The following is a 26,519-nucleotide window of genomic DNA, read 5'->3' on the forward strand; positions in this document are numbered from 1 at the left end:
ATGAAAAAATAAATGATAGTATTTGAGGACACTGGGAGTGATTATTCATCTGGTATTTGTGCGATAACTAATCATTTTGATGATATGAACTATCAATCCGCATTCTAGTGTTGCGTCACTAAAAGGTTATTGAGTGATACCAAAAACTCAACGGTACCGGCCAACCGTAACTGCACCCAAAACCGGTTTGAATGCAAATAGCAGGATAGGGTAGTGGAGGTATAAGAATATTGCATGGTTGATCCGCAAATATTATGCTGTCAACTAGACAATCTATTCTTTTTTAGGCCATGCCGTCATTTCTACCAGCCTCTTTAAGTCTTTTACCCATATTTTTCTACCCTCACGGGCTATGATTTTATTGTCCTCCCATTCTTTCAGATTACGTTGTAGTGTATCGTCAGAAATTCCCGCAAGACTGCATATATCGGCCTGTTTGATATTGATAAGGGCGCTGTCGCCAGTGACGTCGCCTTCCTTTGACTTTTCGCGAAAAATGATGAGGGCAATGCTTAGCTTTTGCGGGGATGTGCCTTTTGAAAAAAGAGTTTCAAAGTTTTCCTGAACTCTGAAGGCATGACCGCTAACCTTATGAATGCTCATGTTAAAATCCCAGGATTTTTTAAGCAGGTCAAAGAATACGCTGCTTGGTATAAAGGTGATCAGGCTGGGCTGGAGCGTTACGGCAGAATCTGGATATCCTTCTTCTTCCAAGGCAGCCTGGTAGCCGATCAGCTCTCCGCTTCCAGCAATGTAAAGCGTCTGTTCTGTGACTGGAAGCTGTTTGAATTTCTTCACAAGACCTTTATGAATATAGAATATTCCTTTGGGTATTTCATCTTCTTTGAAAAGTAATTCACCCTTTTTATAGGGCTTTTTCCCTTGGCTGGTTATCAAGAAGTCGTAGTCATTTTCTGAAAGATTTTCTATCACAGAACGGGTGACAAAATTCCATTTGTCGAAAGCGAAAATGTTGGATAAACTCATTTTGGTTGAAAGGTTAAAGTTTAGTTGAGGTGATGTTTGTTGAGGTGGAGTAGGAGAGAGAGGTAAAAGGAGGATTTCCGAGCGACAGTGTGAAAATAGAAATAATGGGAATAAAAAACAAATATGGATCAACTCAGGAGCCTTGATTTTCTTTAGAAAATTATGGGATCAATGAAAATAGATGCGTAACTGCAGTTTCTGCAATAGGGAATTCGATGATTTTAACACGAGATTTTGATAAAGTACTCAAAATAAGAGGGAAATGTCTTGGAAATGTAATCCATAATAATCCGGTTTGCGTAGATCAAAAAAAAACACGTACGTGCGGTATTTTTGGATTGATGTTGATTGGGATGTCAATAAGAAATTGTGAATATTTTAGATATATAAATTTAGCTAATTATTGCCGTTAGCTAAAGGTAGGTAGTATATAATACGTTTTAGCTTTATTACAAAAATTAACAGGGGGCTCATGATTGATTACAGAAAGATATCAGATTTTGAATTGGTCACGTTGATCAAATCAGATGACCATGTTGCTTTCGATACGATTTACAAACGATATACTCCCGTATTAATTCGCTTCGTATACAGTAAAATCAAAGATGATGAAGATACCAAAGACATTATCCAAACTGTCTTTGCTAAACTTTGGGATAAAAGAAATGATCTCAATGAAGATACCGCATTCCAAGCCTATATCTTCAAATTGGTTAAGAACAAAATCCTGGATTACTTCAGACATATTAAGATTACACAGAGCTATATCGAACGTTTCCAGAACTATATCGATCAAAGTGAAGATACCGCGGATTACCGGGCGAGACACAACAACTTACACGCAGTCATCGAAAGGGAAGTCAACGCGCTTCCTCCGAAGATGAAACGCGTTTACGAGATGAGCCGGAAAGGTTCCATGTCCAGAAAAGAAATCGCCGAGGCCCTCGACCTTCCCGAGCAAACGGTAAATAGCCAAATGAAAGGCGCGCTCAAAATCCTCAGAGACAAACTCGGATTATTCGGGTATTTATACCTGATTTACTTCCTGTCTAAGTAATTAATATTGATTTAATTTTTTGTTGACCATTTCTTAACTCTCAACCGTTTTCCAATTGTCAAGCATTAATCTGCTTGAACATGCCTAAATCCTTTAATTAACCTATTCAACCGAAAATGTTTAAATACACCCCTAAAAAACCACGAGGTAGCTTTAGAAGTCAAAAGATTTCGATGTTTACGTATGTGCTCTCCTTTAGTTTTCTGCTCTTTTTTTCATTTTCAGAACTATCCTGCTTCGGACACGGCTCTGAAATCATTCTGACTGGAAACGTTGATACAGCCATCATGAACAAATTCGCCAGCAATGAAATGGTGATCAAAATTTATGACCCCGTCAAGGAACTGAATAATGAAGGTGAAATGATCAGGGTAAAACTTGATAAAGAAGGTAAGTTCCGTACAAATATTCCCGTTGACAAAGAGATTAACTATTTCGGATTCTGTATGCAAAATGAGTCCTTAACAAATAAAATCAGTCCTGGCGCAATAATTCCAATTAACTTTCCAGAAAGAATGGAGTTAGGCTCTAATGAACTTTACCTTTTTGAATCTGGTGATCAGATAGGCATGACTATATCTAAAGGGGGCATTTTCAATTTTTCAGGAACAAATTCGGAAAAGCTAAATTGTCAGGCTCAGATTTTTAAACTCAATGGTCCAAACACTTTAAAAGTAGATGAGCTGAGAGATAACTATTATTTACAAAAGCGATACACGGACTTCTTCAAATTGAAGCAGTCCGCTATGAATTTAGATCAAAAATTGAATTTGAGCATACTGAACTCGTTTCGTGAAAACCTAAATGATCAAATATATAATATTCTTTCAGTGAATGCTGGCGCGTACCCAGAACTCAAGATGCTCTCCTCATTTTTTATTCTATTTCTAGACCCAGGTGCAAAAGCTGAAGGTGCAACATATTATAGTAGATATTTTAAAAGGGAGATAGAAGAAAATATAGACACCACTTTGGTGACAAATTCTGTTTATTATCCATTGATGGCATTTCAAAAGGAATGGACACCCCTGAAGATTTTTACCCCGGGTAAAAATAAAAACTTCTTGGTTGACTCTCTCTACGATCGAATTACATCAAATTATTCAGGTCGCATGAGGGATGAGTTATTACTCATGAGTTTTAAGGAACTTAATAAAACCTCATCTGAGCAAGTAAAACTTAAGTTGGATCAAGCATTAAACACGATCACAACACCATCCTATAAGCAAGCATTAGCTAAATGGAAAAGAGAACAATTTACAGCTTTCCCTTTCGAGTTAGAAGATGTAAATGGAAAATCTCACAAACTATCAGATTACAAGGGAAAAGTCATTGTGATGGACTTTTGGTTTACAAACTGCGGTTGGTGCGTTAACCTAAATGCAGCTATGCACACTATCATTGAACGATATAAGAACAACCCTGATATCGTGTTCATGACAGTTTGCGAAGACAAAAACAAAGATCAGTGGATAAAAAGCCTGGAGACGAACGCCTATACTTCACCAGGGACTATTAACCTTTACACAAATGGACTTGGTGGAGAACACCCAATCATGAAATACTATAATTTTCAAGGGGGCCCTTGGCAAGTCGTCATCGATAAAAATGGACAGCTCGTAACTTCTCGTCCTCCAAGACCAAGTGATGGAATACAATTATTTGGTATTGATCCTGAGACTAAGAAATACAAGGCCTACCCTGACGACCAAGTCACTATGAAAAACCCTAATGCGATTGCATTTATGAAATTGCTGGATGAAAGCTTGGCAATCAAGACACATGCAGCAAAATAAAAAACTTAAAATATTTTGACCATTTGATTTTTCGCAATCGTTATACATTTAATTAGGGGATATTATGAAAGACAGGGATGCCAAAAGCTTGATAACGAAGTATCAAGCCGAAAATGCAAATTCAGAAGAATATGACTTCGTGGCTGATTACGTGTTACTTGAAGACGAGATTGAAGTATCTGAAAAAAAGATCAATCAGATACATTCATCCATTCACAGAGCAATACCTGTGTTAACATTTTGGCCAAAATTGGTTGCAGCAGTAGCAGCAATGATAACCGTAGCAGTTACGATTTACTTTTTTGATTTCCCGATAGAAATAGAAAACACGTCAGCTGCGTTGGATAAAATTTATCCTGCAAAATACGCACCAACCCTGCGTCTGCCTAACGGAAAAATTATTGAACTGCAATGCAGTAAAAATGGAATAACAGTAAACGCCTCTAACCTAGCTTACAACGATGGCACTACTATAAATGGTAATAAAGAAACAATCACTAATTCTGTCGAATTAGCGCTCTCAACTTTAACGACCCCTAAAGGTGGTCAATATCAGATAATCTTGCCGGATGGCTCCAAAGTATGGCTTAACGCCGCGTCCTCTCTCAAATTCCCTACTAAGTTTACCGGCTTATCAATCCGAAGAGTGGTGTTAGCCGGCGAAGCGTACTTTGAGGTTTCAAAAGATCAAAAACATCCATTTGTTGTTGAAACTCGAAAACAAACGGTAACAGTTTTAGGAACACATTTCAATATCAACTCCTATGCTGATGAACCAGCTACAAAAACAACATTGCTAGAAGGCAGCGTTCTTGTGAACGCTATATCAGCAAATAATGCTAATGAGTCACTAAATAATAACAATAACGCCGCCCGTTTAAATTACCCCCTCAAAGATTCCAAAAGCTCTCTCCCAGGTGGAGAGAGCTCAGGAGCAATCTTGAAACCAGGACAGCAATCCACATTTACGACTGCTGGCAATATCAAAGTTAAAAACGTTGATGCCGCAGAGTTCATCTCCTGGAAAGATGGGTACTTTCAATTCGATGAAAATGATGACATCAGAAGCGTCATGAGACAAATATCTAAATGGTATGACGTCGATGTCGTCTTCGAGGGTGAACTATCCAAAGCAAAATTCAGCGGACAGTTTCACAAAAACATATCACTTGCTAAAACAATCGAACTTCTCCAAGCACCTGACATTCAATTTAGGCTTAATGGTCGCAAATTAATCGTAAGCAACAGACAGTAACAATAGATATAGATAGATTGACTGCTTTCGAATTAACCGTAACCTAACCACCAAACAACCTAAACATGAAAAGAAGACTACAAGAAACCGATTCGTAAGCTGAATCCAATGGTATTCAAAAAAACCGCAGAAGTGTTACTAGCACTTCTGCAGTAAATGTTTGGCTACCCGTCCCGAAACTTCGGGATAAAACAAATTAAGCCCCGTTTTATTTACTGCTAACCAAACCTAACAAAAGTATGAAATTATATGCTTTTAACCTAGGTATGCCATTACTATGGCTACCACCCAAATTGCTATTAATCATGAAAATCTCATGCATTCTAATATTTATTACTCTCACTCAGATCAGCGCCAAAACGATAGCGCAGAAAATAACATTGGAAAAACATAATGCACATTTAGAGGAAATTTTATTAGATATCAAAACTCAGAGTGGCTATACTTTTCTATTGAAGAATCTAGATACTGAGTTACCAAGAATTACTGTCTCTTTAAAAAATTCTGATATAAAAAATGCATTGAATCAAGTTTTGAAGAATACATCTATTCAATTTAAAATAGTTGAAAAAAACATACTACTGACAAAAAAAAATCTGACCATACTTGACAATATTGAGAATAAGATCACTGGATTAATTTCGAAAATAGATGTTAAGGGGAGGGTCATCGACACCCTAGGTTCACCACTAATTGGCGCAATCGTGGGTGTAAAAGGAACAAACAAATACACTAGAACAAATGATAACGGCGAATTCAGTCTGAATGGCGTTAACGAAAACGACATCTTAACAATAACATATATTGGATATAAAACTCAAGAGTTCAAAGCTACAAGCCGAGTATCAATAGTAATGATTGCTGATATAAGCTTATTAAATGAGATTCAGATTGTTACCACTGGTTACCAAACATTACCAAGAGAAAGGGCAACCGGATCGTTTACAACACTTGATGAAAAGACATTGTCCCGAAATGTAGGTACGAATATTCTAGATAGGTTAGATGGTATAGCAAGCGGCTTGGTATTCAACAAGGGGCTTGCTGGAACAAACAATTCCAAATTATCGATACATGGTAGAAGCACTCTTTTCTCCAATCCGGAACCATTGGTTGTTTTAGATGGTTTCCCCTATGACGGTACAATCGATCAGATAAATCCAGCAGACATTGAGACTATAACATTATTAAAAGATGCTGCTGCATCATCAATTTGGGGTGTGAGATCGGGAAATGGGGTTATAGTTATTACAACTAAAAAAGGAACAAGAAATAAAAAGTTGTCCATTGGAGTAGTATCAACTTATACTTCAGCAGACAAACCTGATTTATACTATTTGCCTCAAATGTCTTCTAGCCAATTTATCAATTTGGAACAAACATTGTTTAATAATGGCTTTTACAATGCGCAAATCACCGAACCCTATCTCCCAATTTCGGACGCAATTGAAATATTCAATAAAACCCGATTAGGTCTGTTGTCGCCTTCAGATTCCTCATTACAAATTGACAGGCTAAAGTCAAATGATTTTAGGGCTGACTTGAGTAAATATGCTTACAGAAGAAAAAGCCAACAACAATACGCTTTAAACTTCAGTGGCGGATCAATTTATCACAAGTTTTATCTTTCGGGTGGTTACGATAAGACACTGGAAAGTAAACAATCTGATTCATATGATCGTATTACTTTAAATGCTAGCAACACATTCAACTTTTTCAATGAAAGGTTGGAAATCTCGTCAGACATCAACTTTATCTCTAGTAAGACTGGAACATCCTCCGACAACTACACTGCATTTAGTCCGTATGATAAATTGGCCGACGAGTATAATAACCATCTGGCGGTGACAAGTTTCTCTACTCTTCGTAAAAGCTATGTTGATACGGTGTCAAATGGCAAACTATTGGATTGGCATTATCGCCCATTAGATGAATTAAATGCTAATTCAACAAATAGTTTAAATCAATATCGAATTAAAGCAGGTTTTAATATTAAAATCGTAAGAGGATTAAGCTTAATTGCAAATTATCAGTTTTTGAATGAGGTAACAAATGGTAATAGGACAAGTGATCTTAACAGTTTTTATACAAGGGATCTTATTAATAAATTTTCAGCGGTATCGAATAATACGGTCACTCGAATTATTCCATTCGGTGACTATTTAAGCATCTTGAAAGGACAACGGTCGTCAAAAATCATCCGAGCTCAGTTAAACTATACCAAACAATTAGCAACGGAACATGAAATCAACCTTTTGGGAGGTTATGAAGGAAGCGATACAAGAAATCAAATTGGAAGTCAGCCCTATTACGGCTATAATAGGGAAACTTTAAGTGATGCAAACGGAACAATTGATCCTACTCGGTTTTATAAACTTTACTATGGTTCCGGCTCAGCTAGTATCAGCACAACGAGTAGTAGTGTAATGAATGTTGATATTAATCAAAGCTTCTTCGCAAATGGATCTTACGGATTTAGAAATCGGTATATTTTATCTGGAAGCATAAGAAGAGATGAATCAAATCTCTTTGGAGTTGAAACGAATCAAAAGGGTATACCACTCTGGTCTGGAGGTATTGCATGGAATATAAATAAAGAAGGTTTTTATAAAGTAAACTGGTTACCAAATCTAAAGTTGCGTATGACATATGGACTTAATGGAAATTTTGACAGATCAACTTCTGCCTATTTAGCAACTCGATCAGTCGCAAGATTAAATAGTTGGGGAAGTAGATATGCTATAATAACGAATCCCAGTAACCCAGACTTGAGATGGGAAAAAATCAAAACATGGAATATAGGTATTGATTTTGCCTCTAAAAATGACCGAGTTACCGGGAGCTTCGATATTTATAGAAAGAATAGTAAAGACCTCATAGGTAATAGTCCAATCGCGTACCAGTCCGGTGTCTCACAATACAGAGGGAATAGTGCTAATCTCCTTACAAAAGGATTTGATTTAGTATTAAATTCAATAAACCTGGAAGGTGATGTGCAGTGGCTGACTTCATTTCTTCTCAATTACAATTTAGATAAAGTTACAAAGTATGAGGTGAAGCAATCTTCAAATGCCTTATTAGTGCCACAAAACTTCAATAATCCTTTAGAAGGCTATCCATATCACGCTATTTTCAGTTTTCCATATGCTGGTTTGAATGGAGATGGGAAACCTCAAGGATATCTAAATGGGGTAATAACGTCTGAGATATCCAAAATTCTGAATGTTTTTGATACGGGACTAATTAAATATCATGGTACCGCATCACCAAAATTTTTTGGTAGCTTCATAAATACCTTTTTATACAAACAGTTTGAATTGTCAATAAATATGACTTATAAGTTGGGATATTACTTCCGAAGAACCAATGTTTTTAATGGAAGCAATTATGGCTCTGCAGCAAATCCAAACTTTCAAATTTCTGGATTTGACGAGCGGTGGAAAAAAGGTGGAGATGAATTGACAACGAGAGTTCCAGCTTTATCGTATCCAGCAAATATCCAGCAAGGCGAATTTTACTTAAATTCGAGTGATCTAATTGAAAAAGGAGATCACATCCGATTGCAAGATATACGATTCTCATACGATGTAGGTAAAAGAGCCTTATCTACGTTATCTATAAAACGAGCCTCTCTATTCTTTTACGCTAGGAATATCGGAATTGCTTGGCGGGCAAACCGACTTAATATTGATCCTGACTATGGGTCTACAGTTTTACCACTGCCTTTAAGTTGTTCATTTGGTGTTAATTTAAGCCTTTAAAATAATGAAAAGATTATTGATCATTTTAACAATTATATTTGGTTTCGGCTGCAAAGGTAAGCTTGATTTGAAACCTAATTCCAGCATTATACTTCCAAAATCGGCAGAAGAACTCGAAGCTCTATTAGAGTACAAAGACTTTATTTATTCAACCCCAGATTTCCCTCAGACTTCCGCTGACGAGTATTTCATTCCGAAATTAAGTGATTGGCAAGCCAATCCAACGGCTAGTGAACGCAATGCTGCTATTTGGGCGCAAGATGTATATGAAGGAGAAAGCAAAAATACCAATTGGGTTAATCAATATGTAGCGATTTTCTATGCAAATAGTGTATTGGACTTACTTAAGGAACAAGACATTTCCAAAGATGTACAAAAGCAACGAATAAAAGGTAGGGCATTATTTGTCAGAGCATATGCATTTTATTCTTTATTAAGTGTTTTTTCAAAAGCATATGATGCTACAACAGCAACGACTGATTTAGGAATACCACTAAAATTGAGTGGTAGAATAGAGCAGATAGTTCCAAGAAATTCGGTACAAGAATGCTATGATCAAATTATTAAAGACATTTTAGAGGCTTCAGAAACTCTAAATGAAAGTATTAACCCCAATAAAAGGAACCAGCCTTCAAAAGTCGCTGCCTTTGGCATGTTGGCGAGAGTTTATCTCAGCATGCGAAACTATGAACTCGCAGAAGTATACGTGGACAAGTCTCTTAAAATATTTTCAACTCTGACCGATTTCAATAATCTGGTAGACAATGGAAATTCGGCGTTTAGCTTAAACAGCGAAGAAACTATATATTATACTTTTGCTTCAGCTACTGGAGGTTACTTCTATATTCGTTCATATGGAACTTATGGAGTCGATCCCTCACTTATAAATACGTACGAACAGAACGACATACGACTTAAGGTTTACTACATCAAAGATAACCTAGGCAACTATAAAATACGACCAATAAATACCATAGATCCCTTTCCATTTTCTGGGCTTGCAACCGATGAAATGTATTTAATTAAATCCGAATGTCTGGCTAGGAGAAATGATATATCAAACGCACTGATCTATCTGAATGCATTAAAAATAAAACGCTGGAATCCAAATGCCACGATTCCTTCCAAACCTTATGAGAATGAAAATGCTTCTACAACTGAGACAGCATTAAACAAAATACTATTAGAGCGGAGAAAAGCGCTTATATTTCGTGGAACAAGATGGACTGATCTTAAAAGATTCAATCTCGAGGGACGAAATGTCATTATAAGCCGTAAACTAGACGACAAAATATTCTCACTTGAACCTAACAGTTTAAGATATGTGCTCCCAATTCCAGAAGATGAAATCCTCCTAAGTGGAATTCGTCAAAATCCAAGGTGATAACAAAGAGAACGGGAGTCATTACGACTCCCGTTTTTTAATTACAGGCGTCGTAATGCACCTTCTTGCGCTCCGGTTCCTAAGTTTGTCGGAACTGAAGAAAGTGTAAATGTAGAAGGAGCTGTATTGTTTGATGGATTTGGGAAAACATACAAGCATGGATTTGGATCAGTTGTAGCACAGGTCGCTTCACCTAATGCATATGTATTGCTTCCGATATTGTGGTAAATTACCTCTGCCCTTGTTTTGGAGATATCGGATCCTGTAGTGAATGCACTTGCACCTACTGCAAGTGTAAGCGCCATGACGCCAAAAAATAACTTTTTCATAACTTTAAATTTTTGTTGTTAAGTAGTTTTCTACATTTATTTACCCAGGTTGTATCTTTACCTGCTTTTCGCGCGAAAATATTTTCAAGAATTTAATTTCTATATAACGCTCCCTCCATAACACCAATCCCTAGATTCGTTGGTATTTGATTTGGGGAACTGTAAATACTGAATGAGTTAACTGGAGTATTGTTAGCTGGATTTGAAAAAATGTACAAGCATGGATTCGGATCTATGCTAGTACATATGCCGTCTCCAAGGATATAATATCCATTCCCAATATTATGATAAATAACTTCCGCACGCCACGTGTTTATATCCGATTTGAATATAACCGTTGCTACTAAAATGGGTGACCATGTAAGTAGTAATTTTAATAGAAAATTATCCATGATTATTTTTATTTCTAAAGTTATTAATCAAAACTGGCAACAAACTCAACTTCTACATCACAAGTGGTGTGGCTGGACAATTAATAATAATGCTTAATTAATACTCATCACAGAAGCCTGTTAAACATAATTGTCAAAGTCCTCTTAGTGATAATCCTATTTTGTAACCGTTGCCAAGATTAGTTGGGATTTGGCTTGGTGAGGCATTGGTGTTGAAAGAGTGTATAGGTGTAGCGTTTTGCGTATTTTCGAATAAGTAAAGACATTCGTTAGGATCGGGGACCATGCAGATATTATCACCCAAAACATATACTCCATTTCCAACGTTTGAATAAACAATCCAAGAATCCGTTTGTCTAAAATCCCTTGTTGGTGTACTCAGATTTCCGGCGAACACTCCGACCCCTAAAATAATTATCGATGTAAGTGCTTTCATTTTTGAATGTTATTTCTATTGCCTGACACAGAAAGACCTATAAGAGCTAAAAAAATAAATGCTAAGTTGAAAAAAATGTGTTGTTGCCATGATAACGACTGTAAAACACCACCACATGTACATGGTAAATGAGGATTCGTGAGCACCATATATGTTATATATATTGTGAATGCGGTCATGAGTAGTAAAGAACAGACAAGTCCCAATCGTTTAGTTACCGGAATCAATAACAATAGACTCACTACTACTTCACTTCCCGGAATCAGATATGCTAAGGTCTCGTTGTATTTTCCAATTAAGGGTAGCAGGCTCAAGATGACGGTATATAGATTTATCGTTAATATCTTGCTTGTAGCAGTGTAAATAAACAAAATTATAAAAGCATAAACAGTGACGTCGAAAATTATTTTTCTTGATTTGAGTGAAAGTCCACGTGTAGATTCCGTTGTAAGTGTAGTTTCCATATCGAATTTGGTTTTTGAAAAGTGAATTATAGTCGCTGATTGGCACCAGATTGAGCCCCATTTCCTAAATTCATCGGAATATTAGGAAGAACAAAGCTATTAGTGGGTGTATTATTGGCCGGATTCGCGAAGAAATACAAACATGGATTCGGATCAGGAGTAGAGCAAGGACCACTACCTAATGCATATAACCCACTCCCTAAATTGTGATACGTCACTATCGCGAACGATGAACTGATATCTTTTTCTCTGTTAGCAAGCACAGATGGTGACAAGGCGAAGATAATGGCCAATAGGCCTAATAATAAGCGTTTCATATTTTTATGTTTTAATGGTTATATACTAAATCATTTACTGAAAATTTAAATTCTCAAAAACGGTCCTGACTGTACACCGACCCCAAGATTAGTTGGAATAAACGGAAGTGTAAATGTAAAGACGGGCGTGTTATTTGCTGGGTTAGGAAAAAAATAGCGACATCGATTTGGATCGGAAACCAAACAAGTGGTATCCTTCCGATCCAGAATGTATGTGCCGCCTCCGATGTTTATGTATTCCACTACAGAAAATTTTTTTTCTAAATCGGTCGCGTTTGAACTAAAAGCTAAAAATACTGTTATACCGATAGCAACTATGCCAATTAAAATGCGTTTCATATTTTGAGCCTTTGTTATTTATTAAACTATGATCTTGCAAGTGGACCACTGAAAGTGCCTATACCTAAATTAGTTGGCAGGTGGGGCAGTACAATACCATTTGGAGGAGTATTATTTGCTGGGTTTGGAAAGGTTAATAAACATTGATTCGGATCAGGTGTGGTACAACTCCACGTCCCGCGGACATAAACTCCACTGCCTAAGTTGGAATACGTAACAGGTGCTAAACTTGATTCTATATCTCGTTTTGCATTCGCAAAGACACTACCGGTCACTGCCATCCCAATAGCAATCAACCCAATTAAAATCCTTTTCATATCAATTCAGTTTAGTTTGTTTGGCAATTTTATAACAAGCAATAGCAATTAAGGCAAGTATCAGGTTCAGATAAATCCGGCTATCATCGAACGTGCGCGTGATCTGATCAGTAAAAGGTTCCCAAAACTCCATCAGGTGAGCTGCCATGATCAGCATACCCGCAGTAGTCACACCCATAAACACCGCCGTCCATCCAAACCCAATAACTTGCCTCTTCGAAAAAATCAATAAGCGAAACAAAGAGCAATGGATCAGCACCGTAAAACCGGCAACCACATAATTCATTACCTCAGCCCTTCCCCATCCATTCACCAGGTCAACAAACACCTTCAAAGTCATCGCCACTAAAACAGCACAGAATAGACACCTGAAATAGTAAAGCAACAACTCAGTTTTTAGCTGAGGATCTGAGTTAAGAAAATGAGTATCTCGGAGCGTCTTCATCTTATTGATCTTTTTATTTATTTGGTTAGGTTATATTTTGTTTCGTTTTGATAGTACTAAGTTAGACAGGTTCACCCCCTTTGGGAATAGTTTTTGATCACAAAAAATTGTGATATTATCACAAACTTTTGTGATCAAAAGATTTGGAAATATCACGGTGATTTATTAATAGTATTTAAAGGAATACCCGTATACTATAAAGAACTAACAGCAAAAAGCCCAATCATTCCAGATCAGGCAAGTCGTTAAAAGATATAAGCATAGAAAAAAGGAAATCAAAACACGCCCCCTTCTCTTATCATAACATTTCAAAACTAAATAGTCGGATTACTTATCCTTCCGGCTCAGATGCTCCCGGGACACCCCTACAAATGAAGACATGCTCCCCTTGGTGATATACAATTCCACCCCAGGAATCTCATGCCGGAAAAACTCCAGTTTCTCAGCAGCCTTTCCAGGATAATTGCGAAACCTTCCACAATACCAATACTTTTCCAGCTCCTTCAACGAACCCGAAAAATTTTTGGCCGGGGAAAATTCATGGATCAGCTCCAGATAATCAAAAAACCCCAGATGGCTCACCGTACTGTTGGCCATAATCTCCATATAGAAATCACCAGGATGCTGATAACTGAAACTCAGCGCATCCGTAGCCAGGGCATGTTTATTCCACAAATAAAGCGTCTCCTTAGAATTGCGCTGCAGATCATAATCATAGCCCTGAATAGCTCCCTGATCTACGAAATAGATCCGGTCGCAAACATTACCAGGCACCTGTACAATTAAATTCTTAGGGTAAACGTTAGTGATTAACCTTGCAGAGATAAACTTGTGCAGCCTATTTCTGTACATGCCATCCCTGTACTCAGGAGCCTTAGCATTCTGTTCAAAAAAATAATCGGATAGATGATTTCTGTCCATTGGTTTAGTATTAATAGTTGAGCGTTAATTGTAGAAGCGTTTTCAATTGATCACGCTAAATTTTGCATAAAATGGTGGTCATTTAAATAATGTCGTTTAATCACGAGTGAATACTTTACAGTTCATCCTGCTGTAGAAAATCCGATGATAGAGAATTTTCCTAGTGTTTTGAAGCAAATCTTGATAATAGGGTGCAATAGTTGGTTTCACGTGTTTCCTTATAAAATGGTTAGAGAGCATACATTTTTAGTCATCACATCATGGAATGATCAATTCCATTTTGGAGCGTTTATAGATTCGTTGAAGCGTATATTCAGTTTAGAACTTAGCAGATTTTATGTCGCTTAACAGGCTCTAAACAAATATAAAAAATATTTTATTTGTATAATACACTTCCTGTGTTTAAATGTTTTCAAATTTATGAGGAAATAAATAATTTTTATTAGATCAACACGGAATAATTCAACCGCCAGGTATTGATTCTTACATAAATTAACACTGGCTCTTGAGCAGACTCCTTCACTAACCAAATATTCCTTAAAGATCAGCTATGGTATTGCCGGGCGAGGACGCTTATGAAAAACTACGATTTTTGTTTTTTTGTTAACACAGCAACGATGAACTCAAGTTCATTTTCATTTACTCGTATTGAACTGATCTTGTTCTGTTGATTCGGGCATTGCAGCAGTGGAAGCTTCACCTTGATAAATCGTTTGCAATACTTCATCATAATATCCGTTTGCAGTTTCCAGCTGTTGGCGGATGGCTGTATATCCATTAGCCTCCGCTTTAAATTCTTTTTCCTGTAGCGTCACAAATGCAGACATATCCCTGTTTTGATAATCAGTAGCAAGTTCATACATCCCATAGTTTAAAGAATGAAAACCTGCTGAAGTGATAAACTGATATTTATAACCAAGCGACCCGAGATCCTGCTGAAACGTAGCGATTTGAGCAGTACTCAGCTTTTTGCTCCAGTTGAAAGATGGTGAGCAATTGTAGGCTAAGGGCTTTTCCGGGAAACTTTCATGAATAGCATCAGCAAGGTGTTTGGCCTCATCAAGGTCTGGCGATGAGGTTTCCCACCAGATTACGTCACAATAGGGGGCGAAAGCTTTTGCTCTGGCGATAGCCAGCTCAGGGCCATTTTTTATTTCATGGTAACCATCAATATTTCGATTTCCGGTGAGGAACTGTCGGTCAACAGGGTCGATGTCGTTGGAGATTAATCCTGAACTATTAGCGTCACTTCGTCCAACGATGACGATCGGCACTCCGGCAACATCAGCTGAAAGTCTTGCGGCCACCAGGTTACGGATAAATTGGGAGCAGGGGAGGAGTACTTTTCCTCCCAGATGTCCACATTTCTTTTCTGAATTGAGCTGATCTTCAAGATGAATGCCTGATGCACCCGCTTCAATTAAACTTTGAAAAAGCTCATAGACCATTAGCGGGCCTCCAAAGCCGGCTTCTGCATCTACCAATAACGGGACAAGCCAGTCTCTGGACTTGCCAAGATTTGTTTTTTCAATCTGGTCTGCTCGCAACAGCGCCTGGTTTAATCGCTTAGTCAGCACGGCCATTGTGTTCGAGGGGTATAAACTTCTGTCGGGAAAAGTCTGACCTGCGGTATTGTTATCAGCTGCAGCCTGCCATCCGGAAACATATATCGATTGTAATCCAGCCCTAACCATTTGCACGGCCTGGCCACCAGTTAGGGCTCCGAGAGCATGTACATAAGGTTCATTTGTAATTAAGTCCCAGAGCTTTCTAGATCCTCTTTTCGCCAGCGTGTGATCTATAAGTACTGATGGCCTGAGTTTCAGGACATCTTCAACTGTGTAGGGGCGGGATATGCCTGCCCATCTTTCGGAATCTGTTCCGGTAATTTCATTGAATGAGAACATTGCGGTGTGAGTTAAGTAAAAGATATATTGGTTGTATCATTAAAAACGGTATCAAATGTATTCATGATGTCCTTGACCAGTTCCGGGTTAGCATTCTTGTCAAACTCAAAATGTGTCCCTTCAGCACTTGTTTTGCCATACCAATAAAACCCAATCAGAAACCAGGAGTCGCAGGCGATCAATCTGAAAGATAAACTTACTTCAGAGAGTTTGATTTCCAGGGTGTCTTTTTTTTCTAATCTACTGATAACCTGTCGCAGACTGGAGAAGGCAACAGCTACCCTACTTGTGCGGTCATTTTTGGGCGTTCCAGGCATCATACTTTTTAACCTGGCTTGAGCGGTTACAGAGTTGGGATTCAGATAGATTACCTTAACCGATACATCGCGACGTAATGCCTCATCTATCGTTGAAGGGAAAGCTTCAGTACTCTTTGGCCAGGATCCTGCAATCCTGATCTGTCTGGTGCTTGCACTGACTTTTGTACGAACCAAATCGGTAGGATATCTTGTATGGACTTTAACGGAAGTAAGGTTCCCTGTTAGCATCGAGTTTGTTTCCCGCAGTTGCCCTATGAGCTCCTGGAGCTGCTCTTTCTCGTGCTTTAAGCTATTGAAGGAAAAGAAACGTTCTACGATTAAGAAGACCACAGATACACTGAGTATGTTGACACCAAGCCCAACTAACGAATCTGCAAGTATATTTTTTTTGTCGGCCAAGTTGGTTAATAAGGCAATTAATATGAATATCAGTCCTAGCAAGCCATTCAGCAAATAAATTACATACCCGTATTGTTCAAACAATCTTGTAATCCTGTCATTCATAGAAAATATTTTAGTTGAGCGCTATTATCCGTACTTAGACGATCGTCCGCAAAGCAATATAGGTTAATTGCCAGTAAATCAGAAATATATTGTCAAATTGATGATGATTTGTAATACGCATTACAACTGGTAAATAGTTTGTGATCCAGGATGTTGGAAGATGTTTTTTGTTAACTTAGGACAACTAAATACGCTACGGTTATGAAACTTCGATTAATGCTCCTGCTGCTATTCTGCAGTCTGATTACGAATGCACAACAAAACTCATTTAATATAGATGCCGAGAAACTAGACAAGCCCGGAGGTCATCCTGTGGGTTGGATTTTTGGTTTTAACGATGAGCAAAGAGAATCCTTTATTATAAAACTGGATAGTAACATTAAACAGTCAGGTAAACATTCCATTTCTATTGCCAAAGCATCTGGGGATGTGGAGTTCTGTGCCATCGACTATCCCATTGCTAAAGTGTTTCAGGGAAGTCAGATCCAGCTGAAAGCTTACCTCAAAACAGAAAACATCTTTAATGGTTATGCAGGTCTCTGGATGCGGATGGACGGTAAGCAGAGTAGTATTGCGTTCGATAACATGTCGAAACGTGGGGTTAAAGGAACTACAGACTGGCAGCAATATACCATTGACGTTGACTATAATGGAAAGGAAGCGAGGTCCATTCATATTGGAGCTTTGCTTGTCGGTGGTGGTAAGTTATGGGTTGATGGTTTTGAACTCCTGATTGATGGGAAACCAATTGCCGATGTTGCAGAAGGGAAACCTGTGTTAATCAAAGCAGATCTGGACACTGCATTTACAGTTTCATCAGGAATTACGGAGATCAGGCTCAATGACAAAGTACAGCGTCACTTGCTCTTGGCCGGGCAGTTCTGGGGATTCCTCAAGTATCATCATCCTGCCATCGCCAAAGGGGAACACAATTGGGATGCGGAACTCTTTCGTCATCTGCCAAAAGTGATTGCCGTTAAAAATGATGCTGAACTGAGTGATGCACTCGAAAGCTGGTTGGATCAGGTTACTGATGCTCCATTGGTAAGGTCCGGGAAAAAGAAGGCCGGTGGAAAGATCGCCATATCTCCTGATTATGGGTTGCTATTTGGTAAATCGGGCTTTAAGCCTTCCTTACAAGAGAAACTAGAAAACGTAAGGCAGGCACAAAGACCTGAGGAAAATTATTACATATCCACAATGCCCAATATAGGCAATCCGAAGTTTGACAATGAAAGGGAGTATGCGAAGATGGCTTATCCGGATGCAGGGTTCCGACTATTGGCGCTCTACCGCTACTGGACCATGATCAATTACTTTTTTCCTTATAAGGATGTGATTGGAAGGGATTGGAATGAAGCATTGGCTACGGCGATCCCTGAATTTGTGCAGGCTAAAGATGAAACTGCTTATATGCTGGCTACCTTGAAGCTGATCGCCAGCATTCATGATACCCATGCAAACATCTGGAGCGGCAGTAAAGCCCTGAATGATTTTAAAGGAAAGTACAAGGCACCTTTCAAGGGAAGTTTTATTGAGAACCAATTGGTGGTGAAGGAGTTCATGTATGGAGATACGCTGGAGGTAAAGCAGAAATTTCACATTGGTGATGTGATCACTTCCATCAATGGAAAACCGGTAACCGAATTAATCAAGTACTACCTGCCTTATACAGCCGCTTCAAATTACGACACCCAACTGCGGGATATGCCGGGTAATTTCCTGCTCCGCAGTAATTCTGAATCATTCACATTTGAAATCCTGAGAAATGGTAAGACCACCAGTGAGACGATTGCCAGTGTTCCCCTGAATTATTACAATAAAAATGTACCCCTGCCTATTTTAAAAGCTTATAAGCTACTGGAAGGGAATATTGGATACGTATATCCGGGTAGCTATAAAAACACCGATCTGCCAGCAATTATTGAGCTGTTTAAAGATACAAAAGGGATCATCGTGGACATGCGCTGTTATCCATCGGACTTCATGCCTTTTACCTTCGGCAAATATTTGAAATCATCAAATGCTCCTTTTGTCAAGTTTACGGGTATGAATGTTTCAGAACCTGGTTTGTTTACTTTCTCGGAGGATCTGGAAAACGGTAACAGTGGGAGTAAGGCCTACAAGGGGAAAGTGGTGGTGATGGTAGATGCCAGTTCACAAAGTCAGGCGGAATACACGACCATGGCTTTTCAGAGCGCAAAGAATGTAAAGGTAATTGGCAGCACGACTGCTGGTGCAGATGGGAATGTCTCACAGATTATGTTGCCTGGGGGAATCCGGACGATCATATCTGGCCTCGGTATTTTTTATCCGGACGGTACGCCCACGCAAAGGGTAGGGGTAAAGATTGATAAGGAGGTTCGGCCAACGATCAAAGGGCTGATCGAAGAGCGTGATGAGTTGCTGGAAGCGGCGAAGGTGATGATCAATGCAGACTAGGAAACGTTGAGGCCTGAGGCCTAATTTTTGTATTTACCGTTAATTATTGAGCTATGTTACGATTTCTAATACTGCTGGTGTCGCTTGCTGTGTTGCGTCCATGGGTTTGTTCCGCACAGGTTAATGGGAATGCAGGTGACTTTACATTTTCCGGTCATATAAAAGGACGTGATACGGGGATTTTGATTTTAGGATACATCAATAAAGATGGAGTGTCAATTCTGGATACCGCAAAAGTAGATAACGGTTTTTTCAAATTTCAGGGTACCGTCTCTCAACCTACCTACGCTCAATTTACAGGCAATGTAAAGTCTAAATCGTTTAGTGATCCTAATAGGGTACAGATCTTTCTGGAAGCCAGTAAGATGGACGTCGATTTGACAGAAGATCAATTTCAGGCAATTCGCGTTACTGGATCAGGGACACAGCTAGAGTTTGATAGTGTGCAAAGGATGACGAGAAAATATATGGATACGATTTCGGAAATCCTGGTTTCCATGCGCAGCATGCAAAAAAAAATAAAAGAGGAAGGCACTTCCAAAGCGCTTGAGGACAAACTCGTAGCCTCAGAACAGGAGGTTCGTTTGGTCACACAGCATGCACAAGACGCGAAGTATAGGTTTATCAAATCAAAGCCTGATTCTTATATCAGCGCGTTTCTATTAACGGGATTTACCAATACCATTTCTCCTGATACCCTAAAAGCGATTTACGCAGGTTTTTCGAGACCTGTGCAGGAAAGCATGTTCGGCAAATCGATACAGCATTTGATCGGTGATAAGGTACTCTCGGCTGTAGGGGGGAGGGCTTATGATTTCATAACTAAGGACTGGAAAGGGAATACTTTAAGCCTTGCACAGTTTAAAGGTAAAAAGTATGTTTTGCTTGATTTCTGGGCGTCATGGTGCGGCCCCTGTCACGAACAGACGCCCTACCTAAACAAATTGTATAAATTGTATCATGAAAAAGGGCTGGAAGTTATCGGTGTTTCCGGGGATTCCAATGATGAAGTTTGGAACAAGGCTATACAGGCAGATGGGGTCGGGCATTGGCAGCACATCAGTTCAGGCAGGGGAAGGAATGTGAAAGACGAAGAGGCTATTGAAAAAAAATATGCTATAGGCACTTACCCTACACTCATTCTTATAGACAAGGATGGTAAAATCGTTTTTCGTGAGGAAGGATATAGTGAGATCAAGTTGAAAGAGCTCGAAGATTTGCTGACAAGATTGCTGTAATAATATTTATTTCAGGGTATTGTTTTTATCATTTGTTTGAATTACATTTACTTTCGTTTTAGGTTGATTACCAGTTAGTAAGGTGTAGACATTCACTTTTGTCTAATCATCATATTTTGAATTAACGCTCTCCTTAGATGAAATTAAATTCTTCGTTGCAGTCATCCAATGCAGCTGCCTTGAAAGGGGGACAACCGGACTCCCTTGTTGGTTTTCCTATTCAACAGCAACGGATGTCCAACTGGTGCTGGGCCGCGGTTACCTCCAGCGTTTGTGAGTTTTACAATGGGCCGGTTCTAACCCAGCGACAGATCGTAGCCCAGGTTAAAAATAAACCGATTTGCGCAACCAGTCCGCCGATCCCGTTCTGTAATGATACTGCTGATATAGGTCAGGCATTTAATCATGTAGGGCATCTTCATCAAAACTTTAACGGTCCGCTGTCACCTGCCGATGTTATCCATTTTTTAAGCAATCACCACCTGATCGGTTGTCAGTTGTACATGCCGTCGCTGGGAGGTGGCCATGCAGTGCTCATCTACGATGCCTATAGTGACTCACAGGGCAACCTGTTTCTCAGGGTAGCCGACCCTGCAGATGCCATGCTACTGAGTATCTCGCACCAAAAGTTCCTGCAGAATTATCGTGGTGTAGGAGGGCAATGGCGTCGCTCCTATACTACACAGTAAATTTTATTTTAACGACCTCAGCCATGCTTACCAATAGCTACGACTACCAATCTTCTGTTTTTCGTTTGATCACCAGACAGTTGCGTGCATTAATTAAAAAAGATGTCATTCGCTTTCCCGATGTCGGAGGCAATAATTACTCCATTGCAGCCATTTTTGCGATTCAGCTGCTGCGGGATTATAATGAACCTGAAATCAAGATCTCTGCACCCGAAGGATATCGCGTATTGATCAACGATAAAGATGGAGACGTGGTTTTATCTGCAGACTTTTACTACCGTCGGAAAAATCTCTATTTCTCACACAGCTTTGATAGTGATACATTGAAGCTTCAGATTGAAGCCCTCAATGCAGCACAAGAGTCCTACCGTCATAAAAAAGGGGAATTCCACGTGTGTTACGTTGAGTTTCTTCTTGCCGGACAACCTTATTTGGTGGTTTATAATCGGCGACAGCTGAATCTTTATACCTATCAGGATAGTCTTTTGAAAAAGATCAGTAAGGCTCATCTGAAAAGTAAACTCTTAAAAATCCAATCTAATATTCAACCTCTTTATTAATAACTCCTTATGAGACCTTTAAACTATTTTATCACCCTGGTCGTCTTGGCTGTCCTGTTTACACTTCCTGCGACCGCCCAAAACCAACAATCCGCTATTTATGATGCCATAGCCTTAATGAATTTAAAACATGGTATCAATGTGATCATGATTCCTGATGCCATTGGATACTACACGGTCGATCCATTAACAGGAGAGAAAGGTGCCGCTGGGCAAACTGCCCCGCTGGATAACTCTTTAACCAATGTTGCCAATTCAAGGGGGATCATGATCCAGATCCTGGCTCGCAATGCCGGTCTTGCTGCAGGAAGTCCGGAAGCAACAGTATTGGCTGCCTATGCAACCAATCCTTTTTTGAAAAACATCATCACCACTGCACCGGTGGCATTTACAGGTGGGGCAAGTACGCTACGGAACGCCATCACTCCCTTTAATGTTGATGCCAATGCAGGGGCAGGTTTAACGAATATACTTACAAATGTTGCCAATGGCACCGCAGATTTCCTGATCAAACGTGCAAATGAAGAAATCTCCGTGTCAGTCATCCAGAAATTGAAGGACTTTACGGCGCACTACCCGGAGTTTGATGTGCTATTCCCCAGGACAATTAATCTGATTAAACCTGTGGCTGCATATGATTACGCGAAAACCCTCAATGCGCTCAAAATTGCTCTAAGGGAGGATCTGGATCAATTGCCTAAGCGGCTTCCGAAGTTATACCATCTGCATCGTTACCAGAAGCTCAATGCCAGGGTTCCTGTAATGACCCTCATCTTTACGGCATCGGAAATGCTGAACTCGCTGAATGACAAAAAAGGCCTTAGCTGGAGCATTCACGATCTTGACACTTGCAATTTTCTGACCGCTGAGAATAATTATGCTGGATTTGTACGTGTCGTGGGATTGGCCTCCGACAATCTCCGAAAGAAAACCCTGGCTGATGAGGAGGGGCAGAATTTCGAATATATATCACTTTTTGATATCAATGAAGTCACCAATCGAAAAACGGAGAATAAGGCTGAGCTGACTAAGTTTTTTCTTGGTTTACTTTACCAGCGAGGGGAGAAGATACCTTTCTGGACTGGTTCTGGTAAAAGGAATGCAGGGGAGTTACTTTCCGCATGGGCCTCTTCTTCTGACGTCGTTTTTGAAAATCTAATCGATAGGATTGCCACAGCATCATCAAAAGTTCAGAAGCTTGGTATAGAGCTGAATAAGATCAAAGACAATGACATGGCGATGAGCCAGATCTCTGGTAAAACATCTTTTTCTGTGGAAAGGTATGCGACCATTAATCAATTGGTGGTTGCCTCATTGCAGCTTTGTGAGCCCTTTGTTACCGGATCGGACATGGCTGCGCCACTTAAGGAAGAGTTTCGGAGGATCAGCAATTACTGGCCAGATTTCTCCGGTCATACCATAGATATGCTGAAGGCATTGGGTGAGAAGGAATATAGCCTTGCCGTGAATGACCTGAGCCAGATGCTCAATGTCGCCAGTCGTTATATGGAACAAAGAAAAGCAGATGCGACATTCAGAAGTCAGGCGGCATCGGCAGTGAAAGCAGATGCCGATGCGGATGTTGCCAGGGTAAATGCGCGCATAGCCACTGTCGATGCTAAAATAAAATCCTTGAAGGCCTCTGCTCCGGCATCACCGCAGGATGTAACTGCTATCGAGGGACAACGGGAAGCGCTGCAGTCGGAAGCAGTCAGCCTTGCTACGGAACTTAGGGAGTCCAAATGGCAGCGGGATAACGCGGAAAAATTCATTTTTACCTTGTCGAAGGTGACAGAATACTATCAGCTGTTCGCTGCAATAAGTGAGGCGGAAAGCGGAAAAGAAGTGGAAGCCTTGCTGGAGACCTACGCATTGCCGTCCGGTAGTTCGAGGATCAAGAAGGTGACCAATTTCAATGTAGCCCTGAATGCTTACGTGGGAGGCTTTTTTGCACGGAGTAAAACAGAAGGTACCGGATTTAGCAATCAATATGGCTTAACGGCACCGATTGGTTTTACCATTAGTCATGGTTTTGATAAGGGTGGAAGCCTGAGTTTACTTGCAGGGCTGTTTGATATTGGCGGAGTGATCAAGTATAAACTCGACAATGAAGGTGCTTATCAACAGGATGTGAACCTGGTTGGGTTGATCTCGCCAAGTGCCCATATAGCGTATGGGTTGCCATTCTATTTGCCGCTTTCTGTTGGAGCTGGATGTCAGTGGACCACACCCGCAACAGCAAGTAGCAATAGCATCAACCTGAAGCCGCATTTTAATCTTTTTCTTGCGGTAGATATCCCACTGTTCAATTTATCGGCAGTGAGAAAGAAAAATGGAAATTGATAAATTCAAGTTGGTGAAATAAATACAAAAATTCATATCTTCGCGGACTTCGTCTCCGTAGTTCAATGGATAGAATTTTGGTTTCCGGTACCAACGATATGAGTTCGAATCTCGTCGGGGACACTTAAAAAAAAGGGAATTTCAGCACTGGAATTCCCTTTTTTGTTGACCACCTCCTTCGTTGGACATAATAATACTTTATTTGTCTATCATCATTAAAATCGCGGGGAGATAAATGTACGCTCTGAACGCTTCGTCTCCTCATCAATATGCTGCGGTGTCTTGCCATTGGCAGATCCAGTCTAGACATAAAAGCTATGCTGATATTTGATCAAAATATATCTTTAGAACCTTAGAAATGAATACCTTTAATTTACGTAAAGTAAACGCACATTTAAAAAAAAGCCTACACCTGGACACAACTCGAAATTTATGGAAAGAATAATAATCATGATAGTGTTCTGCTTGCTATTGTCGACAAGAGGTTTTTCGCAAGACAGAAAAGAAATACATTATCTTGCTGATACATTGTCGACTGACAAGTCAAACCGGATTCTTGAAATTGGAAAGGAAGCGAGCTTTACTTACTATATGTTTTTTTGTCCATGTGTTCCTCCCTATGGTATGGGTTATAATTTATCTTTTGCTTCCTATAAAGAAGATAAAATTACGCTCAGTGATACCCTGCCGAAATTTGAATTCTTGAGCTGGAAAGAGCTTTCCAAGCTAGGTGCTACCCAACATGCAGATTTCAATGATAAATTTAAATTCTTTATAACTGAGTTACTACCCGACAAGAAGTATTTAACTCGTGAAGTTCGAATTGTTCGTTATCGCGAGCCAATCAGAGATTTTACCATCATCTCTCCCCGCTAGGATGATCATCAGGATAAATTTTGCTAGATTTATTGCTCAATTCTAAAGTTTATGGAATCCAAATACTGGAACTTGATCAGTAAAGCTTACGATGGATTTAATGCCCGGGACATTGACAGCACCTTTTCTGTGATGGACGCTGATGTACATTGGCCAAAAGCTTTTGAGGGTGGCCATGTTGTTGGAAAAGACGAGGTGAGAGCTTACTGGCTTCGACAGTGGTCGGAAGTAAACCCCAGGGTAAATCCGGTTTCAGTAACTGAGCGCCCGGATGGAAAAGTTGAAGTGCTGGTCGATCAGCTGGTCAAGTCGCTGGATGGAGCAGTGCTGTTTGATGGAAAAACTAAGCATGTATATACTTTTATTGACGGGGTTATCCATCGCATGGATATTGAGGCCTAATAGCGAATTTCTCGCTTTCTGTCGAGCTGCATAAATTGTAGATGAAATGCACAGATGCTTAAATACATGCTGATTCTCAGGATTCGTACTCAATATGCTAAAGAGAATTATCATATTTTTGACTAACAACAATTGGCTTATGCAAAGTGCTTTTTTACTCATCAGTTTATTGTCCTGCATTTTGTATGTGTGGGGAACTGGGAAAAAGCCGACAGGCTTGCTGGTTTACCTGGTCTGGATTGCCGTCATTGGAACATTGTCTTACATAGGCTTTTTCCAGAACACGAGCTCATTGCCACCCCGTATGTTGCTTGTGATCCTTCCCGCAGTTATTTTCGTAACATACGCTTATAAAAATACAGTTACAGGGGCTCTAAGTTATCCTTTTCTCCTCGGCATACATATTCTTCGTATCCCAGTAGAACTTAGCTTATACAGCCTATTTTTGAATGGACAGGTGCCTGAGGCAATGACATTCCAGGGCTGGAACTTTGATATCCTGATGGGAGTATCAGCTGTTCTGATGCTCATTGTGTTTTTCGTGAAAAATACTGTGATTCTTAGTTCGTTATTTTTATGGTGGAACAGAATAGGAATTTTGTTTCTCGCGATCATTGTTCTCACTGCGATTCTCGCAGCGCCCTCACCTTTACAAGTTTTTGGCTTGGAACAGCCCAATGTTGCGATATTGAAATTTCCTTATACCTTACTTCCTGCACTGGTGGTGCCATTGGTATTATTGTCTCATCTGCTTTGTCTCAAGGCTGCAAAACGAGGAGGAGATTAGCTTTTAACCATCGCATTACCATTAATTGAGCTATAAGTCTGGAGGCAGATTAGCCTACAGCTTATTTGAATGCTGTTCAGTCTTTGTAATATTCATTGCCATCTGTTGATCACGGTCAACCGCAACAAAAATCCCGGTAATAAAGCTTGCTACAATCATAATGATCAATAGCCATTCGAAGGAGTCTAATTTATTCATGTTGTATTAACTCCGACTGAAAAATAATTGTTTTAGAAAATCAAAAAAAAATA

General features: G+C 39.6%; 23 protein-coding genes and 1 tRNA gene. 14 read left to right on the plus strand and 10 right to left on the minus strand.

Annotated features, from left to right (window positions below):
• Positions 1 to 273 precede the first annotated feature (273 nt).
• Positions 274 to 933 carry a Crp/Fnr family transcriptional regulator gene (locus tag PBAL39_RS16990; protein ID WP_198139843.1) on the minus strand — a complete coding sequence of 220 codons (660 nt, stop codon included), beginning with the start codon at positions 931 to 933 and terminating at the stop codon, positions 274 to 276.
• Between the two features lie 526 nt (positions 934 to 1,459).
• Between PBAL39_RS16990 and PBAL39_RS16995 the strand changes: the two genes are divergently transcribed.
• The 5 genes from PBAL39_RS16995 to PBAL39_RS17015 all read left to right on the plus strand — a co-directional run bounded on the left by PBAL39_RS16995 (position 1,460) and on the right by PBAL39_RS17015 (position 10,240).
• Positions 1,460 to 2,044 carry an RNA polymerase sigma factor gene (locus tag PBAL39_RS16995; RefSeq protein ID WP_008243747.1) on the plus strand — a complete coding sequence of 195 codons (585 nt, stop codon included), beginning with the start codon at positions 1,460 to 1,462 and terminating at the stop codon, positions 2,042 to 2,044.
• Positions 2,045 to 2,160: 116 nt separating this feature from the next.
• Positions 2,161 to 3,840, plus strand: a complete 1,680-nt coding sequence (locus PBAL39_RS24780; protein WP_008243749.1) for a TlpA disulfide reductase family protein — start codon at positions 2,161 to 2,163, stop codon at positions 3,838 to 3,840.
• Between the two features lie 64 nt (positions 3,841 to 3,904).
• Complete coding sequence (locus tag PBAL39_RS24785) at positions 3,905 to 5,095, plus strand: FecR family protein (RefSeq protein ID WP_008243750.1); 1,191 nt, start codon at positions 3,905 to 3,907, stop codon at positions 5,093 to 5,095.
• 239 nt (positions 5,096 to 5,334) lie between these two features.
• On the plus strand, positions 5,335 to 8,856 hold the full coding sequence (locus PBAL39_RS17010) for a SusC/RagA family TonB-linked outer membrane protein (RefSeq protein ID WP_008243752.1): 3,522 nt from the start codon (positions 5,335 to 5,337) through the stop codon (positions 8,854 to 8,856).
• Between the two features lie 4 nt (positions 8,857 to 8,860).
• The gene (locus PBAL39_RS17015; protein ID WP_008243754.1) at positions 8,861 to 10,240 is read left to right on the plus strand and encodes a RagB/SusD family nutrient uptake outer membrane protein; all 1,380 of its coding nucleotides are present in this window, start codon (positions 8,861 to 8,863) and stop codon (positions 10,238 to 10,240) included.
• Positions 10,241 to 10,281: 41 nt separating this feature from the next.
• Here the strand turns inward: PBAL39_RS17015 and PBAL39_RS17020 are convergent, their stop codons facing one another.
• The 9 genes from PBAL39_RS17020 to PBAL39_RS17045 all read right to left on the minus strand — a co-directional run bounded on the left by PBAL39_RS17020 (position 10,282) and on the right by PBAL39_RS17045 (position 16,931).
• Entirely contained in the window at positions 10,282 to 10,569 is a 288-nt protein-coding gene (locus tag PBAL39_RS17020) for a DUF6520 family protein (RefSeq protein ID WP_008243756.1), read from the minus strand.
• 824 nt (positions 10,570 to 11,393) lie between these two features.
• Entirely contained in the window at positions 11,394 to 11,861 is a 468-nt protein-coding gene (locus PBAL39_RS25920) for a MauE/DoxX family redox-associated membrane protein (protein WP_039866932.1), read from the minus strand.
• 26 nt (positions 11,862 to 11,887) lie between these two features.
• Positions 11,888 to 12,178, minus strand: coding sequence for a hypothetical protein (locus PBAL39_RS25415; RefSeq protein ID WP_157274073.1), 291 nt, complete (start codon positions 12,176 to 12,178; stop codon positions 11,888 to 11,890).
• A gap of 45 nt (positions 12,179 to 12,223) precedes the next feature.
• Entirely contained in the window at positions 12,224 to 12,517 is a 294-nt protein-coding gene (locus PBAL39_RS25420; protein WP_157274074.1) for a hypothetical protein, read from the minus strand.
• A 26-nt stretch (positions 12,518 to 12,543) separates the two neighbouring features.
• Positions 12,544 to 12,834, minus strand: coding sequence for a hypothetical protein (locus PBAL39_RS25425; RefSeq protein WP_157274075.1), 291 nt, complete (start codon positions 12,832 to 12,834; stop codon positions 12,544 to 12,546).
• A gap of 1 nt (position 12,835) precedes the next feature.
• Entirely contained in the window at positions 12,836 to 13,279 is a 444-nt protein-coding gene (locus tag PBAL39_RS17030; RefSeq protein WP_157274076.1) for a hypothetical protein, read from the minus strand.
• Positions 13,280 to 13,606: 327 nt separating this feature from the next.
• Positions 13,607 to 14,200 carry a hypothetical protein gene (locus PBAL39_RS17035; protein ID WP_008243761.1) on the minus strand — a complete coding sequence of 198 codons (594 nt, stop codon included), beginning with the start codon at positions 14,198 to 14,200 and terminating at the stop codon, positions 13,607 to 13,609.
• A gap of 635 nt (positions 14,201 to 14,835) precedes the next feature.
• Positions 14,836 to 16,107: an isocitrate lyase gene (gene aceA / locus PBAL39_RS17040; protein WP_008243762.1), complete on the minus strand. Its 1,272-nt coding sequence runs from the start codon at positions 16,105 to 16,107 to the stop codon at positions 14,836 to 14,838.
• An 11-nt stretch (positions 16,108 to 16,118) separates the two neighbouring features.
• Entirely contained in the window at positions 16,119 to 16,931 is an 813-nt protein-coding gene (locus tag PBAL39_RS17045; RefSeq protein WP_008243764.1) for a hypothetical protein, read from the minus strand.
• Positions 16,932 to 17,132: 201 nt separating this feature from the next.
• On the opposite strand from PBAL39_RS17045, the gene PBAL39_RS17050 reads away from it, so the two are divergent.
• The 9 genes from PBAL39_RS17050 (at position 17,133) to PBAL39_RS17090 (ending at position 26,268) form a co-directional block, all read left to right on the plus strand.
• Positions 17,133 to 19,373, plus strand: a complete 2,241-nt coding sequence (locus PBAL39_RS17050) for a S41 family peptidase (RefSeq protein WP_039866934.1) — start codon at positions 17,133 to 17,135, stop codon at positions 19,371 to 19,373.
• Between the two features lie 53 nt (positions 19,374 to 19,426).
• Complete coding sequence (locus PBAL39_RS17055) at positions 19,427 to 20,611, plus strand: AhpC/TSA family protein (RefSeq protein ID WP_008243768.1); 1,185 nt, start codon at positions 19,427 to 19,429, stop codon at positions 20,609 to 20,611.
• Positions 20,612 to 20,748: 137 nt separating this feature from the next.
• On the plus strand, positions 20,749 to 21,300 hold the full coding sequence (locus tag PBAL39_RS17060) for a papain-like cysteine protease family protein (protein ID WP_008243770.1): 552 nt from the start codon (positions 20,749 to 20,751) through the stop codon (positions 21,298 to 21,300).
• A 23-nt stretch (positions 21,301 to 21,323) separates the two neighbouring features.
• Positions 21,324 to 21,860 carry a hypothetical protein gene (locus PBAL39_RS17065; protein WP_008243773.1) on the plus strand — a complete coding sequence of 179 codons (537 nt, stop codon included), beginning with the start codon at positions 21,324 to 21,326 and terminating at the stop codon, positions 21,858 to 21,860.
• Between the two features lie 9 nt (positions 21,861 to 21,869).
• Positions 21,870 to 24,203, plus strand: coding sequence for a hypothetical protein (locus PBAL39_RS17070; protein ID WP_008243775.1), 2,334 nt, complete (start codon positions 21,870 to 21,872; stop codon positions 24,201 to 24,203).
• A gap of 51 nt (positions 24,204 to 24,254) precedes the next feature.
• A tRNA-Arg gene (locus PBAL39_RS17075) sits at positions 24,255 to 24,326 on the plus strand.
• Positions 24,327 to 24,635: 309 nt separating this feature from the next.
• Entirely contained in the window at positions 24,636 to 25,079 is a 444-nt protein-coding gene (locus PBAL39_RS17080) for a hypothetical protein (protein ID WP_008243778.1), read from the plus strand.
• A 51-nt stretch (positions 25,080 to 25,130) separates the two neighbouring features.
• Positions 25,131 to 25,481, plus strand: a complete 351-nt coding sequence (locus PBAL39_RS17085; RefSeq protein ID WP_008243780.1) for a nuclear transport factor 2 family protein — start codon at positions 25,131 to 25,133, stop codon at positions 25,479 to 25,481.
• 139 nt (positions 25,482 to 25,620) lie between these two features.
• Positions 25,621 to 26,268 carry a hypothetical protein gene (locus PBAL39_RS17090; RefSeq protein ID WP_039866936.1) on the plus strand — a complete coding sequence of 216 codons (648 nt, stop codon included), beginning with the start codon at positions 25,621 to 25,623 and terminating at the stop codon, positions 26,266 to 26,268.
• Positions 26,269 to 26,519: the final 251 nt, after the last annotated feature.

The sequence above is a fragment of the Pedobacter sp. BAL39 genome (assembly GCF_000170795.1).
In the GTDB taxonomy this organism is placed as follows: domain Bacteria; phylum Bacteroidota; class Bacteroidia; order Sphingobacteriales; family Sphingobacteriaceae; genus Pedobacter.